This is a genomic window from Echinicola sediminis (genome assembly GCF_054777495.1).
In genome coordinates this window covers 1-16,909 of the sequence record NZ_BAAHAP010000105.1, presented here as the reverse complement: position 1 = coordinate 16,909, position 16,909 = coordinate 1, and the positions used below count along the sequence as shown (strand labels likewise).

Sequence of the window (16,909 nt, the reverse complement as noted above, 5' to 3'; positions counted from 1 at the left end):
GTGGGAGGACAGTCTGCAATAGACGTGGTCCTAAAGGCAGATACCCAATCTCTCCAAGAGGTGGTGGTCATCGGTTATGGTGAGCAGAAGAAAATTAATATGACCGGCGCTGTAGGGACAGTTGAAAAAGAGAACCTGGAAGGAAGGGCCGTAACCAATGTTCAGGAGCTGCTGCAAGGAAAGAGTCCCGGTTTGAACATTACCAATAATTCCGGGGCGCCCGGTAGTGGGGCTTCCATCAATATCCGTGGAACCTCTACCATTGGAGGAAGTTCTGGGGTTTTGGTGATCATTGATGGTGTCCCGGGAAATATCTACACCATTGATCCCAACGATATTGAATCGATCTCGGTATTGAAGGATGCCGCTTCGGCAGCCATTTACGGATCCAGGGCGGCCAATGGGGTCATTTTGGTGACCACCAAAAAAGGCACTTCCAAAGACCTTAGTGTAACATTCACCACCAATACGGGGGCACAAAACCCGCTTCATTTTATTGATTTTGTCGGGGCCAATGACTTTATGAACCTTTATAACTTGGCGAGAAGAAATGAGGGAAATCAGGATCAATACACCGCTGATGATTTTGAAAGGCTCCAAAATGGCCAGTTGCCTGATCACGTTTGGTACAAGGAAATGTTCAAAAAGAACCAACTGATCAGTACCAATTATTTGTCTTTCTCCGGCAACACCGAAAAAGTAAGGTACAATGTTTCGGGTTCCTACAACTACCAGTCCGGAGCAGTTGAAAACAATTCCTATAACAGGTACATTTTCAGACCGGACCTTACGTTCAAGGTGGCAGAATGGCTGGATTTAAGCTCCAATGTCCAATATACAGAAACCTTATTGGACGAGCCTCAGGGTGGGGTAAACGGAGCATTGACCGCTGCCACGAGGATTTCTCCCATCACCCCGATCTATAATGAGATGGGACAGTATTTAGGTCCAGGAGGCGTGCCGGGCGGACACCCATTATCGTTGGTTCATCAAGGAGGCGCTACCCAAAACAAGTACAAAGAAATCAGGGCCATATTCTCTGCGAATATCAAACCCATAGCAGGACTTAGCATCAAACCCATGTATTCATTGAGTACGACAGATCAATGGATAGATGCCTACACCAAGCCTATTACCCTGTACAATGCTGACGGTTCTATTTATAGTTCCTCGCCTTTGTCCCAGCAAACAGTTAATAAAACCTCTAATACCAGTAGAACCAAGCTGACCCAGGTAACAGCGGATTATCAGTATACCTTGAACGGCCTTCACGAGTTCAATATCCTTGCGGGATACTCCCAACAGTACGATGAATACGATAATTTCTGGGCTTCCAGAAGGAACATGTCCTTTGCAGGGATATATGTTTTAGATATCGGACAGGATGCGATCCAGAACGGTGGCACCAAGGGACATGATGCCATTCAGTCCTATTTTTCAAGGTTGACCTATAATTACAACCAAAAGTACCTGTTTGAGATGAATGTAAGAAGGGACGGCTCTTCTAGGTTTTCTGACGGATACAGATGGGGAACCTTTCCGTCATTTTCTGCTGGATGGAATATCGATCAGGAAAGTTTCTTCCAGGACAATATTGACTTCATAAGTTCAATGAAGGTAAGGGGATCTTACGGTGTATTGGGAGATGCACTTAAAATCGGAAGGTATGAAACCAAAAACTTACTGACGTTCAATTCCAAAGCCTATGCCTTTAACGGCAGTTTGGTCGGAGGGGCCTATAGCAATGCCTCTTTTAAAAGAGACATATCATGGGAGAAAGCAGAAATGGCCAATTTCGGTTTAGAAATGGGTTTTCTGGATAACAGGCTGCAGCTTTCTGTAGATTATTTCAAGAACATCAGAAACGATATCCTTTATCAAGCCCCAGTACCATTTGAGTATGGTTTGGCTCCACCTACCATCAACGCGCTGAAATTGGAGAATAAGGGCTTAGAGGCCATGTTGTCCTATAAAAATTCCCGAAGTGACTGGAATTATGGAGTGGACTTTAATTTCAATTATTCCAAAAACAAGGTGTTGGACCTCTATGGCTCCGGTCCATGGAGAAGCGGAAACACCTTTACGGATGTCCATTCCCAATTGAATATGCCCTTTGGATACCAAGCCATAGGATTGTTCCAGTCAGAAGAAGAAATCACCAACAGTGCCTCCCAGGTGAATGTCAAGCCCGGAAACATCAAGTACAGGGATGTCAATGAGGACGGGATTATCAACGGAGACGACCGGGTTATTTTAAATGACAATGTTCCGATTAGGTTCGGCTTAAACTTCAATGTTTCTTATAAGGATTTTGATCTTTCTGCCAATGTGTATGGTGTTACCAACAACTACAGGTATTTACAGGGCTATGAAGGTTGGGCCTTTTACTTGACCACCAATGCCAGGCCGATGCATTTGGATTCCTGGACACCGGATAATCTGGATGCCAGCTATCCGAGAATCACCACCAATATGACCGGTAATGACCGTGAATATTCCAGCTATTGGTTAAGGAAGGCGAATTATATTAAGTTTCAAAACGTACAAATCGGATATAATGTCCCATCCAGCATTTTGGATAAGGTAGGCATCGCCCAAGCCAGGGTGTATTTGTCCGGTCAAAACCTGGGCCTTATTTCCAATTATGATGGTTTTGATCCAGAAGGAGGATACTATCCGCTTCCAAGAACCACTTCTTTAGGTTTAAACATTAAATTCTAGCTACTAATGAAACGCATATTCTATATATTATCATTGCTTATTATTTCGTCGGGCTGTTCGGACTTTTTAGAGGTCGATCCCTTGCACACCCCGGATGAAAATACTTTCTGGAAAACCCAAGGGGATGCACAGGCGGCGCTCAATCAGTTATACAATTACCTTCCCAATGCGGACCGGTGGTGGACAGAGAGCTACAGTGACAATTCCATCATGACCAATGCCTGGGGAGAGCGGGGATTGGGAGAGATCAAACAAGGAGGCTTGGCGGCTACCACTGGACACCTGCAGGCAGGTTATGGCTGGTCAGAATGGCGCTATGATCATGTCCGGCAGTTGATCTATTTTTTACAGAACATAGAAAAAGTCAGCTCCGGATCTGAGGATGAATTGAAAAGAATGAAGGGCGAAGCGCGCTTTATTTTGGCCATGAAGTATTACCGGATGACCAGACTTTGGGGCGACCTGCCCTTGATCAAAGAAAATGTAATTTCGATTGAGGAAAGTGAGGCATTGGAGAGAAGCCCGCAAATTGAGGTAGTGGATTACATCTTTGAAAACATCGACAAGGCATTGGAAAATCTTCCTGAAGGGCAGGATAAGTCCGGAAGGATTTTTAAAGATGCTGCTTTAATGCTCAAAGCTGATGTGGCGATATGGGCTGCTAGCTGGAGTAAATTTCATGGGAAAGCTGTTTCGACCCTTGCTGAAGACCAACTTTGGGACATGGCCGTGGATGCCTGTCAGGAAATCATAGATGGGGGCAATTATGGGTTGCACCCGGACATCGTCAATCTTTTCCACAGCGAAACCAATAACACGGACAGTGAAACCATTCTTGCCAGGCAATATGTCAAGGATGAAATTACCCATATGATCAACCTTCTGGGGACCCCCGGCGGCGTAAGTCTGCGAGGTGGTGGCTGGGCTGGATTCAGCGCTCCGAGGAATTTGGTGGATACTTATGAATGTGTTGATGGCAAGTCCATCTACGAGTCGCCCTTGTACGATGTGCAAAATCCTTGGGAGAACAGGGACAAGCGCTTGACTTCATGGTTTTTGCTTCCCGGTGAACCTGTGTTGAGGCAAGATGGAAGCTTTTCACCATTTCAGTCGCATCCAAGCTATGGCAATCTTGAAGCCATTGGGGGCGAAGGAGGTGGAGGACGTTCCGGATATTGGGGCGTCAAATACGTGGAAATGGATACTTACCAAGGTTATGGGTATCAAAACTGGATCATCTATCGCTATGGGGAAACCCTTTTGTTCCTGGCAGAGGCCTTGAACGAAATTGACCCAAGTGATGCGCGGATCGTAGAGGCTATCAACCCGATCAGGGAAAGGGCTGGACTTCCTCCTGTGGACGCCTTATTGGGTAACCAAACTGCCATGAGGGACTTGATCCGGCACGAAAGAAGGGTAGAATTGGTAAATGAGGAGAAAAGGTACTATGATTTGCTCAGATGGAAAGAAGCAGAAAATGCAATGAACCCCGCTGGTAATGTACTTTATGGTATTAATCTGACAGCGGAAGACTATAACCAAAAACTGGGTGATTGGACTGTGGAAAAGGTAGTGGCGGAACCGATAAAGTTCGATCCCACTAAAAACTACCTCTGGCCGGTTCCTCAGGATGTCATTGACCGGAATTCCAAGATCAGCCAGAATCCCAACTATTAATTAATTCATTCATATCAGCAGTGCCGGGCTTGTCCGGCACTGCCTATTTATTACTGACTGGCCGGATGCGATAAGCCTGGATTTACAACTACTTTTTCATTTTTGCCATAAGGATGACACAAAATAAAAGCTATGCAAATGCCGTAAAATGGTTCTTGGGATGTCCCAAAGCTATGTTTGGGACAAATAGGCTCCCTTATTTCAAGGACGATAAGTGGTTTAAATCTACCTTAACTGATGCAAAGAAGCTTTGATAAAAAACTTCCATCAACTGCTGGTATTGCATATTCTTATCCTTTTGGGCGGCGTCCAGTGCAATCATTGAGAAAAGTATAAAAGCGCAGCGCATTTGTCCAAAAATAAGATTGATGAACATGAAAAGAAAATTAACATCCCTTTCTAATAAAGAGTCAAACGTTGATGTTGATCAGCGGGAGGAAAAGCATTTACCCAGAAGGGACTTTATAAAAAAAGGTATTTTAGGGATGTCCGCTTTGGGACTATCAGGCATGCCTGCTTTTGCGGGGCCTTTTTCCTATGATGGGGAAGGCCACCTGATTCCTGCAGACAAAAAGCTCTCCGCCAACTGGGTGAAATCTCTTTATAACAGAGGTCTACCTGAGGTTTTTACCGCAGAAAAAAAACAGTTAAGGTATATCGGTATGCCCGTAGGAGGAATCGGTTGTGGTCAACTGTACATTGGGGGGGAGGGAAATCTATGGCTATGGCATATTTTCCGTACCAAATATAACCGAAGGCCCAATAGCGAGATGATGACCGACATGGAGCAAGGTGGGCATTATGTGCATCCCGAGAGTGCCTTTTTGAGAGAAGACCGCCCCGTAACGCAGGGAATGGCGATAAAGGTAAGCCATGAAGGAAAAGAAACCATCAAAAGCTTAAATTCCAAGGGCTTTGATGCGATCAGTTTTAGAGGGGAATACCCTATTTCGAAAGTCAACTACCGGTCAACAGATTTTCCGGTAGAAGTACATTTGGAAGCATTTTCTCCTTTTATCCCAGGGGAACTGGATAAATCTTCGAATCCAGCGACCATCCTTTCCTATAAAGTAAAAAACACCTCGGATAAAAAGGTGAAAGTCAGCTTGGCCGGCTGGCTGGAAAATGCTGTTTGTCCCTATGCTGACAAAAGTCAAAAAGGACTGAGGGTAACGGAAATTTCGGCAACACCGGATCAGGTTACCCTGCACAGTACGGTGGAAGGGCCTGAGCAGCTTGCCGCCCAGGAGGGCTATGGTTCCATGGCATGGAGCTTACTTGCCCCTGGGAAAAGATACAAAAAGGCTTTTGGAATTGATCCTGCTGCAGGAATGCCCGCGGTATTTGAAAAGCTGGAAAGTGGAGAAACAAGGAAGAAAATTGAAAGTGGGTTTAATGAGACCCAAATTAATGCGCTTGGAGATACCGTGAAGTTGAAACCAGGGGAGGAAAAAGAGATTACCTTTTTGTTGACCTGGTATTTCCCTTATTTAAATAAGCAGCCGGAAGGAAGAAGGGATTTAAGGGCCATGAAGGGGATCGAAGAGGCCAAGCTGTATTATGCCAGCCGTTTTGATTCGGCTGCTGAAGTGGCAAAATACATCGCTGAAGATTTTGAGGAGCTTGCTGGAGGTACCCGTTTGTGGAACAGTACCTATTATGATTCCAGTCTTCCCTACTGGTTGCTGGACCGTAGTTTTATTTCGATCAATGCCATGGCCACCGCCACACTGCAGCGATTTGACAATGGCAGGATTTGGGGCTGGGAAGGCGTAGAATGTTGCCCGGGTACTTGTACCCACGTGTGGCAATATGCCCAGGGAATGGCAAGAATTTTCCCGGAAGCTGAGCGCAACCTGCGGGAAGCAACTGATTTGGTTCCAGCAATAGGTTATCTCGAAGAAAGTGGAGGTTATGCCATGAGGGCTGAAAATTCCCGAAGAGTGGCCCATGACGGCCATTGTGGGACTGTTATGCGCATGTACCGGGAGCACAAGCTGTCCAAAGACCCGTCGTTTTTGGAGAGGCATTATGATAAAATCAAAAAGTCTGTCGAGTTTATCATCAATGAGGACAAAGACAGAGATGGCCTGTTGGAAGGGGAACAGACCAATACATTGGATGCTGAATGGTTCGGGCCAATGGGCTGGATCAGTTCATTGTATTTGGGGGCTTTGGCGGCAGGAAAGCACATGGCCCTTGAGATGGGTGACACGGCTTTTGCGGATGAATGCAATGCCCTACTGGTAAAGGGCCGGAAGAATATCGTGAAAGAAGTATTCAATGGGGAGTATTTTATCCATCAACACGATTTCGAAAACCATCCCGAAGCCATTAATTCCAACGATGGCTGCCATATCGATCAGGTATTGGGACAGAGTTTCTCTTCCCAGCTGGGTATTCCGGAAAGAGTGGTGCCGGAAAAAGAAAGCAAAAGTGCCCTGGAGGCGATATGGAAGTACAATTTTGCCCCGGATGCTTTTGCCTACCAAAAGGCCCATAAGTATATCAAGGGCCCCCGTATATATGCTGCCGCTGGAGAAGCAGGAACCTTGATGTGTACCTGGCCAAAAGGCGGGGCTGAAAAAGCCGTTCCAGGTATGGAGGAGAGAGAGGAAAACCCCAATTATTGGAGTGGTCCTGGGATCTATTTTGATGAGTGCATGAACGGTTTTGAATACCAGGTGGCCGTGCATATGGTATGGGAGGGACTTCTTGAAATAGGCTTGGCAACCGCCAGGGCCATCCATGACCGTTATCACGCCAATAAACGCAACCCGTACAACGAAATCGAGTGCAGTGACCATTATAGCCGCTCCATGGCCAGCTACGGAATGCTGCTGGCGGTATGCGGCTTTGATTACCATGGTCCCAAGGGATACATCGCCTTCAATCCCCAAATGACCCCGGAAGATTTTAAAGCACCTTTTACCGCAGCAGAAGGCTGGGGAACCTTCAGTCAAAAAAGGGAGTCCGGGAGGCAAAAGAACACCCTAATACTAAAACATGGACAGTTGGAGCTAAGTAGATGGCGGGTAGTTTTGCCATCAGGGGAAAAACCCAAAGATGTTCAGCTAAGTCTCAACGGTAAAATAGTGGCCGTCCAAACCCATGAAGTAAGCGGCCATCAGGAGTTGACATTTGACAGGAGCTTGCTGAGGGAAGGTGATACATTGGCTTGTAGTATAGCATACTAAGTTTTAAAAATAGATCATTCTAATGAACAAAAAGAAGCGCATATCAAGTGATTCCAGAAGAGATTTTATAAAGAAAGGCGTACTGGGTGTTTCGGCACTCGGCCTTTCCTCTTCAATGCCGATTTTCGCCGGACCATTTTTCTACGATGAAAAAGGCCATCTTGTACCGGAGGATAAGAAGCTTTCAAAGGCTTGGATAAAATCCCTCTATGAGAAAGGCCAAGCTGAAGTTTTTACAGCCCAAAAAGACGAATTAAAATACATCGGGATGCCCGTGGGCGGGATTGCCTGTGGTCAGTTGTACTTAGGCGGTGATGGCCGTCTTTGGCTATGGCACATTTTCAAAATGGAATATAGCCGTGAAAAAGACCACGGAAACAGATATGATGCGATGACTTTGGGAAGTCACTACTATTACCCGGAAAAAGTATTTGGAAGGGAAAACCGACCGGTAAACCAAGGGACAGCCATAAGGGTAAGCAGTAAGGGTAAAACCCAAACCAAAACATTGGATGCAAAAGGCTTCCAAGACATTACTTTCAGGGGAGAATATCCCATTGGAAAAGTAGCCTACAGGGATGAAAAGTTTTCGGTTAACGTAGATTTGGAGGCCTTTTCGCCTTTTATTCCGCTTGACCTGGAAAAATCTTCCCTGCCCGTAACGATATTAAAGTATAAGGTAAAGAACACCTCTAAAGAAGCAGCCAAGGTGGAACTTGCCGGTTGGCTTGAAAATGCCGTTTGTCCCTTTAACAAGGACAATAACCTGGGTGTGCGCAGAAACACCCTGAGTGTAGCGAAAAATCGGGCGACCATTCATTCCACCGTGAACACCATAAAACCAAGCCCAAATGAGGAGCTTCCCGCAGATGTGGTATTCGAGGATTTTGAAAGTGGTAGTTATGCCAATTGGAAGGTAGAAGGAGCCGCCTTCGGGGACAGGCCTTATCAAAAGAAAAACCTGTCCGCTGACCAAGCGCTCAATGGCTATGAGGGCGACTATTTTATCAATGGGTACAATGCGCGGGAAGAAATAGCGAACCCCGACAGTTTAACCGGATCACTGACCAGTAAAACTTTTGAAATCAGCCATAAATACATCACGTTTAAGCTATCTGGAGGAGCCCACAAGGGAAGCACCGCCGTAAATTTACTGATAAATGGTAAGGTGGTCCGTTCTGAATCTGGCCGTAACAGCAATACCATGAGTACCGTTTTTTTTGATGTACAGGAATTCTTGGGAAAAAAAGCGCAGCTGCAGATAGTGGACCAGCACAAAGGTAGCTGGGGGCATATTACCGCAGACCACTTTGTGTTTACCGATAAAAAAATAGTGGACAATAGTCTGGAAGGTCAGCATGGGTATGGTTCCATGGCATGGTCCTTACTGCACCCTTCCAGTAATTCGAGATCAGCGCTCAACCTGTCAGGAGACCTAGGCGCCGATAGAATCCTTGATGCCCTATCTGCTATGGAGCATGGTTCTACTGAAACCTTTGGTTTCGATAAACCATCTTTAGGGGCAATCGGCGAATCCTTTACCCTCAATCCCGGGGAGGAAAAAGAAGTCACCTTTGTGTTGAGCTGGTTTTTCCCCCATTTGAACCAACAGGAAGAAGAGAGTGGGCAATTACTTGCTTTACAGGGGATCAACTACCTGAAGCGTCACTATCATAATTGGTTCAAATCAGCACTGCAGGTGGCCGATTATGTGGCAGATGATTTTGAATACTTAGCAGGAACCACAAAGCGTTGGAACAAAACCTATTACGATTCCACGCTGCCCGGCTGGCTATTGGATAGAAGTTTTATACCCATTGACTGTCTGGCCACCAATACCCTCAACTGGTTTGACAATGGCCGTATATGGGGTTGGGAAGGGGTAGAATGTTGTCCGGGTACCTGTCAACACGTTTGGCAATATGCCCAAGGTTCTGCCCGGATTTTTCCAGAGCTTGAAAGGACCTTGAGGGAGCTTACCGATCTGGGCTATAGCTATAATGAACAAACCGGCGTTATGGGCCACCGTGATGAAACGGCCGGAGGCCACGGTTTGGAAGAGGCACACGATGGCTTTGCTGGAACGGTCATGCGGGTATACCGTGAACACAAAACCTCCCCGGACAATAGGTTCCTGAAATCCAACTATGAAAAGGTCAAGAAGTCCATCAACTTCTTGATCCATGAGGATAAGGACAAGGACGGAATTTTAGAGGGGCGTCAACAAAATACGCTGGATGCCGCTTGGTACGGCCCTATGGGCTGGATAAGTTCGCTGTACCTGGGGGCCCTTATGGCAGGCAAAGAAATGGCAGAAGAAATGGGGGATAAAAGCTTTGTCAAAGACTGCGACGATCTCATTCAACAGGGAAGAAGGAAAATAGTGAATGAGCTTTTTAACGGAGAATATTTTATCCATAAGCCAGATTATAAAAATCATCCCCAGGCGATCAATACCAACGATGGCTGCCATATCGATCAGGTGCTGGGGCAAAGCTTTGCGCACCAGATCGGCTTATCTGAGCGAGTAGTCCCTGCCAAGGAAACGAAGTCAGCATTGGAGTCCATTTGGAAATACAACTTTGCGCCCGATGCGTACGCTTATCAAAAGCAGCATACTACCATCCGAGGACCCCGTATCTATGCTGCCGAAGGAGAGGCCGCAACAATCATGTGTACCTGGCCAAAAGGCGGGGACGAAAAAGCAGTACCGGGCATGGAAAACCGCCCTTTGAACTCCAAAGTGTGGACCGGACCAGGGGGGTATTTTGATGAGGCAATGAATGGATTTGAATATCAAGTGGCCGCTCACATGGTTTGGGAAGGGCTTTTGGAGAAAGGCTTGGCCACTGCCAAAGTAGTACACGACCGCTACCATGCCCAGAAGAGAAACCCCTATAATGAAATAGAGTGCAGCGACCACTATAGCAGATCTATGGCCAGCTATGCGGTATTCTTGGCTGTATGTGGTTTTGACTATCATGGTCCCAAAGGGCATATTGCTTTCAATCCGCAATTATCACCTGAAGATTTTAAAGCTCCCTTTACCACCGCAGAAGGCTGGGGAACCTTCAGTCAACAAAGGGAATCCGGGAAGCAAACCAACCAGTTGAGTCTTAAATACGGAACATTGAGGCTTTCACAAATGGAGCTTAGCGGGATGGAAAATGCGAAAGCAATGGTTAAATTAAACGGTAAGGATTTAACGATAAGCACAATAAATAATGGGAACAGCTATCTATTCTCCTGGCCTGAATTCGAACTAAAAGCGGGAGATAGCTTGGAAATACATTTGAGAAGTTAAATGGAAAAAACAAAATTAATCATCATAGGGGGCTTTTTGGGGGCAGGGAAAACCACTCTGCTCAAAACAGCGGCGGCAATGCTTCAACAACAAGGAAGAACCGTAGGTTTAATCACCAATGACCAGGCCGAAGGCTTGGTGGATACATTGGTGCTTTCCAACGACGGTTTTGCGGTAAAGGAGATCGCTGGCAGTTGCTTTTGCTGTAACTTCGATGGCCTGATGGACGCGGCACTTTACCTGCGTGATGCGGGCTGTGATACCATTATAGCCGAACCCGTCGGTAGCTGCACGGACCTTTCTGCTACCCTGGTACAGCCCATAAAAGCCTACCATTATCAGGACTTTGAACTGGTGCCTTTAACGGTGCTGATAGATCCCCTGCGGTTTCAGGAGCAGTTGACCTCTGAAGAGGGGCTAAAGGAAGGATCAGGGTATATTTACCTCAAGCAATTGGAAGAAGCGGATTATTTGGTTTTCAATAAAACCGATCTGTTGGTGGAAAAAGACAGGGCCGAACTTAGCGGTATGGTCAAGGAAAAATTCCCGGAATTTCCTGTGCATTGGATTTCCGCCCAAAGTGGACAGGGAATGGAGGAATGGCTAAAAGATCTTTTCGAAGATGAACGTATAGGAACCCGAATCGCCCAGGTTGATTATGATATTTACGCCGAGGGAGAGGCCCGTATGGGCTGGTATAATGCTGAATTTTTGGTTTACCGAAGTAATGGAGGCCTAGTACCTTGGGCGGAATTCAATGTGGGTATCCTTCAGCTTCTACAGGGAGTATTTCAAGCAGAAGGAATAATTATCGGTCATTTGAAGTCCTTTTTGAAAAGCGGCTTTTCTGAACTGTATGCCAACTTGGTGGGCACCAACCGGGAGCTGAGTATCAAAGGCCATCCTTTTAGTTCCGCCTCAGCCAGCCTGGTCATCAATATCCGTGCTGAAGTGGCGCCGGAGTTGTTGAACGAGATCATGGAGGATGTCATCAGTGTCAGTGCCGAACAAGGCCTGCAGTTTGAAAAGAAAACACTTAAACACCTAAAGCCGGGAAGGCCTGAACCGACCTACAGAATTCAGGAGAATCAATAGGACATCATCAAGCAAAAGAACCTTATTCCCTTTCCCGCTTCGGTTAGGGAAAGAACTAAAGAAAATACCCGATAGCAACAAACCAGCTTCAACTTAAAACTAAAGCTGATTTACATTTATAAAAAAGAAGGTATCAAATACATGGACAAAAAGCATCATAACGAACCGGGTTATAACAAAAAACCAAAACCCGTCCCCTTTGACAGAAGAGATTTTATTAGAAGTATGGGCCTGGTGGCGGGTGGTTTGGCCACCGGCTTCCCTTCCCCTGTCCGGGCAAAGTCGGAGGCAAAGGTTCAATGGGAAAACCCAGCGGATAAAAAGTTGGATCCTGCATGGATAAAGTCACTTTACGAGCGCGGGAAAGAAGAGGTGTACTCCGGCAAAGAGCTGAGCTATATAGGAATGCCGGTAGGGGGAATCACCGCCGGACAGGTTTATGTAGGCGGTGATGGCAAATTGTGGTTATGGCACATTTTCAATAAACAACACAATGGGGTGACGGAAAAAACGGTGCGTTTTGATGGGAAGAAACTTACTCCCCGCAACGGAACGATGTTTGTTTCCCCCTTACAGCAAAAATCACCGGTACGACAAGGTTTCAAAATCCAGGTAGGGGATCAGACCAAAACCTTGGATAAGAATGGCTTTTCAGACATTACTTTCAAAGGACAGTACCCGATAGCTAAGGTCAACTACAAGGAAGATCAGTTTCCAGTGGAAGTGAGCCTATTGTCCTTTTCACCCTTTATCCCTTTGGATTGGGATGCTTCCAGCTATCCCGCCACCGTGGCTAAATACACCCTCAAAAACACGGGCAAGAACAGTCTCAGCTGCACCCTCACCGGCTGGTTGGAAAATGCAGTACATTTGGAGTCGGGAGATGCTCTGGATATCAAACTCAGGAACCGATTGATAACCACAGGGAAGGAAACGGCAGTAGTGATGGATGCACCCCCTTCAATGGCCAAAACCAATTCCCCTTCCTTTGAGGTGAAAAACCAGCCTGATCATGGAAGTATGGCTTTACTTCTTCGGAATGCCGATGAAAACACCAGGTTTAGCTTGGATGGACAGCAGCAGGAAGACGTAAAGGGAACTTCTGGTAAAGAGCTTATCAGTGATCTGGGGGACAGGCCTGTCAGCAGCCTATCCCAGGAAATCCACCTGGAGCCGGGGGAGGAAAAGTCCCTGGAATTTATCATCAGCTGGTATTTTCCCAATTTATATCCTCAAGAAGGAAGGGATTTCAGTTATGAGTTCAAAGGAAGGTATTATTCATCCCAGTTTAAGGATGCCTCTGAGGTGGCTTTGGACCTGTCTTCCCGCTATGAAGAGCTGGAGTCAAAGACTTTGTTATGGGTAAAGACCTATTATGAGAACGCCACTTTGCCCCATTGGTTCCTCAACAGAACTTTTATCAATACCTCCATATTGGCGACAGAAACCAGTTATAGGTTAGAAGACGGCCGTTTTTGGGCATGGGAAGGCGTTGGCTGTTGTCCGGGGACTTGTACCCATGTTTGGCATTATGAACAGGCCATGGGGCGTATTTTCCCTGAAATCGAGCGAAATCTTCGTGAACAAACTGATTTCAAGGTAATGGACAAAGAGTCAGGGAAGATAGACTTCAGGGCCGGATTGGCCAATAGGGATGCTGCGGACGGGCAGGCAGGTATCGTCATGCGGGCCTATAGGGATCACCAGACCAGCCGTGACCATACCTTTTTGAAAAATAATTGGGACAATATTAAACTCAGCCTTAAGTACCTGATAGATATGGACAAGGAAGATGGTGAGGCTAATGGGATGATTTATGGAGAGCAGCACAATACCCTGGATGCGGAGTGGTACGGCAATATTCCGGTCATCACTTCCCTTTACCTTTCCGCTTTGGCCTGCGGGCTAGAGATGGCCAAAGAAATGGACGATGATGCCTTTGAAAAAGAGTGCAGCACTATTCTGGAGAAAGGCAAGAAAAATATAGAAGGGCTATTTAACGAGGAATACGGCTATTTTGTACAAAAGGAGGATCCCAATCATTCCGGAGCTATAGGAATCGGTACCGGCTGCTATATTGATCAAGTTTTTGGCCAAGGCTGGGCATTTCAGGTAGGCTTGGGCCGTATATTCAGCGAAGAACTGAATAAAAAAGCCCTTGACTCCTTATGGAAGCATAATTTCATGACCAATATGGGGGCACACCGGTCCAAATTACCGCCCAATTTGGCAGGAAGACCTTACGCACTGGAAGGAGATGCAGGTTTGATCATGTGTACCTGGCCAAATGGTGGAAGAAAAAGTGACTGGGAAAAACACTGGCAGTACGGGTATTTTAATGAATGTATGACCGGATTTGAATACCAGGCAGCCAGTCACATGGTTTGGGAAGGGAAGGATTTGTTGGAGAAAGGACTGGCCATCACCAAAGCCATCCACGACAGGTATCACCCTTCCATGAGGAACCCTTACAATGAAATTGAATGCAGTGACCACTACGCCAGGGCCATGGCAAGTTATGGCGTTTATACCGCAGCCTGTGGTTTTGAGTACCATGGACCTAAAGGATATTTGGCATTCAACCCCCGTTGGCAACAGGATGATTTTAAGGCGGCCTTTACCGCAGCAGAAGGCTGGGGAAGCTTCGTACAAAAAAGAGAAAAGCAGCAACAGGAGAATAGCCTTGAAATGGCTTTTGGCAAGTTGGACCTTACTGATTTTGCCTTTCAACTTCCTGAAGGGAAAAGAGCCAAATCAGCCGTGTTGAAAGTGGATGGCAAAAGGTTGAAGGTGAAAGGTAAGACCGATGCTCAGGGGAGATATACCTGGAATCTGGGGGGGATTTCCCTGAGAGAAGGACAGCAGCTGTCCTCAATTGTTGAATTCTAAGCCTGCTTTGTCCTGTTTAGAAATGAATAAAACCTGACAGGTTTTAGCATTTCCAAAATATGAAAAAGTAGGGGTGATCCGGAATATGCGACAGATTTCTTTTACGAGGTTAGCGCTAGAACAAATAAACATCAAAGGAAATAATAGCTAACAAATGATGTATTTATTGTGGAATCAGTTTTATAGCGTAAAAACTGATTTCATTTTATGTGTATTCGTAAGAGTGCAGGTAGTAAGGGAAGTCCAAAATAATAAACGGAATCTGGCCTTTGGAGCATTCGGTTTTGGAGCAGTGGCGGAGGGCGTTAAGAAAATGAGTTAGCTCGTGTTGTGGAACAGCGAGATCCACTCATTTTTAGCCCAGAGCTAGTGGTCCAAAATCAAATTGAGTAAAACTGTCCTGATCGAAACGATGATCAGCTCAATTTGAAGAATGCTCCACTGGCCTAGATTTTTTGCCTACTTTTTCATCAATGGAAAAAGTAGGAAATCTCAAAAATAAGCCAAAACCTATATTTAATTGGCCACGTGCAGAAAAGCGAATACACATATTTCATTTTTAATTTGAAAAATATAACAAATAATAAGCAATGAAAACTGAATACTATACCTCTTCAAAAAGCATAATGGCGCTGGGTCTGTTAGCCATGCTAAGCTGTAAACCAGGTAATAAAACAGAAGAAAACACCCTACAGGAAGAAACCATGGAACAACAGGGGCCTTTTAAGGAGGACGTAGATTTTTTAAAAGAATACGAAAAAGACCTTGTCGTGCTCCAATCAGGAAATGGAATGGTGGCTGTGGCTCCCAGACTGCAAGGGCGGGTGATGACCAGCTCAGCAAAGGGCTGGGGAGGTGATAGTTATGGTTGGATCAATAGGCCCCATTATCAGTCCGGTGAAATCAACCCTCAGATCAATGTATACGGAGGGGAAGAAAGGTTTTGGTTAGGACCCGAAGGGGGACAGTATTCCATCTTTTTTGAAAAGGGAGCCGATTTTACCTTTGATCAATGGAAGACGCCCCGCTTGCTTGACCTTGAGCCTTTTGATGTTTTGGAGCAGTCCGAAAAGACGGTTTCCTTTTCCAAGTCCGCCTCCCTGACCAACTATCAGGGATTTACCTTTGATATGAAAATAGACCGGATGGTGCAGGTGCTTTCTGATAAGGAGGCCTTATCGTTATTGGGAGTTGCTAGCCTTGAAGGCTTGGATGCGGTGGCTTACAAAACCGAAAATAAATTGACCAACGTGGGGGATAAGGCCTGGGAGAAAAAGTCCGGTCTGCTGTCCATATGGATGTTGGGCATGTTCAAGCATTCCCCTACTACCACAGTGGTGATTCCCTATGTTCAGACGGGAGAGGAACCCGTAAACATATATGAATCGTTTGGAAGCCTCTCCGATGATCGTCTGGTGACAAATGAAAACAGGATCTATTTCAAAGCAGACGGGGAATACAGAAGTAAGATCGGCCTTTCTCCAGAAAGTGCGAAAGACGTCTTGGGTAGTTATGATGCTGAAAATGCGGTGCTTACGATTGTAAAGTACAATAAGCCAGAAGGGGCAGTTGATTATGTGAACTCCAAGTGGGAAATCCAGGATGCCCCTTATGAAGGTGATGTGGTCAATTCCTACAATGATGGGGCGGTTGATGGAGGCAAGCCTTTGGGGCCATTTTATGAATTGGAAACCTCTTCCCCCGGGGCCGCATTGGCACCCAAGGAATCCTTGACCCATATTCAATATACCTTCCATTTGGTAGGGGACAAGGAGCAGCTAAATGCTGTTTCACGGGAGGTTTTTGGAGTTTCCCTGGATGAGATAGCAGCTGTATTTGATAATTAACTGATCAGTTACTTTATACGAATTGTATAAATAGAGGTAATGTTTTTGGTTCCTAAAAATAAAAACTGGCTGGTAATTGTTCTTTTGATTAAAGATTTGAACTGATTAAGTACATTAGATCCATTTAGCCTTTAATAATACAGGTAACTATATTATTAAGTTTGGGTAAAGGTGAATAC

At 45.8% G+C, this 16,909-nt stretch carries 7 protein-coding genes; all 7 read left to right on the top strand.

The window, feature by feature from the left end; all coding sequences use genetic code 11:
- Positions 1-2,721 (top strand): SusC/RagA family TonB-linked outer membrane protein (locus tag ACYVAA_RS19375; RefSeq protein ID WP_460544941.1); only part of this gene is annotated, 2,721 nt, incomplete at its 5' end.
- Between the two features lie 6 nt (positions 2,722-2,727).
- The gene (locus ACYVAA_RS19370) at positions 2,728-4,398 is read left to right on the top strand and encodes a RagB/SusD family nutrient uptake outer membrane protein (RefSeq protein ID WP_460544939.1); all 1,671 of its coding nucleotides are present in this window, start codon (positions 2,728-2,730) and stop codon (positions 4,396-4,398) included.
- A gap of 374 nt (positions 4,399-4,772) precedes the next feature.
- Positions 4,773-7,595, top strand: coding sequence for a GH116 family glycosyl-hydrolase (locus ACYVAA_RS19365; protein ID WP_460544937.1), 2,823 nt, complete (start codon positions 4,773-4,775; stop codon positions 7,593-7,595).
- Between the two features lie 22 nt (positions 7,596-7,617).
- Entirely contained in the window at positions 7,618-10,899 is a 3,282-nt protein-coding gene (locus tag ACYVAA_RS19360; protein ID WP_460544935.1) for a GH116 family glycosyl-hydrolase, read from the top strand.
- Positions 10,900-11,994, top strand: coding sequence for a P-loop NTPase family protein (locus tag ACYVAA_RS19355; RefSeq protein WP_460544933.1), 1,095 nt, complete (start codon positions 10,900-10,902; stop codon positions 11,992-11,994).
- Between the two features lie 141 nt (positions 11,995-12,135).
- Positions 12,136-14,883 (top strand): GH116 family glycosyl-hydrolase, encoded by a 2,748-nt coding sequence (locus tag ACYVAA_RS19350; RefSeq protein ID WP_460544931.1) that lies wholly within the window; start codon positions 12,136-12,138, stop codon positions 14,881-14,883.
- A 590-nt stretch (positions 14,884-15,473) separates the two neighbouring features.
- Entirely contained in the window at positions 15,474-16,730 is a 1,257-nt protein-coding gene (locus ACYVAA_RS19345) for a DUF6786 family protein (protein WP_460544929.1), read from the top strand.
- The last annotated feature ends 179 nt before the right edge of the window (positions 16,731-16,909 follow it).

Bases quoted from the DNA above. Each gene is read 5' to 3' on its own strand.
- ACYVAA_RS19370 (WP_460544939.1), top strand. From the start codon at position 2,728: ATGAAACGCATATTCTATATATTATCATTGCTTATTATTTCGTCGGGC.
- ACYVAA_RS19365 (WP_460544937.1), top strand. From the start codon at position 4,773: ATGAAAAGAAAATTAACATCCCTTTCTAATAAAGAGTCAAACGTTGAT.
- ACYVAA_RS19360 (WP_460544935.1), top strand. From the start codon at position 7,618: ATGAACAAAAAGAAGCGCATATCAAGTGATTCCAGAAGAGATTTTATA.
- ACYVAA_RS19355 (WP_460544933.1), top strand. From the start codon at position 10,900: ATGGAAAAAACAAAATTAATCATCATAGGGGGCTTTTTGGGGGCAGGG.
- ACYVAA_RS19350 (WP_460544931.1), top strand. From the start codon at position 12,136: ATGGACAAAAAGCATCATAACGAACCGGGTTATAACAAAAAACCAAAA.
- ACYVAA_RS19345 (WP_460544929.1), top strand. From the start codon at position 15,474: ATGAAAACTGAATACTATACCTCTTCAAAAAGCATAATGGCGCTGGGT.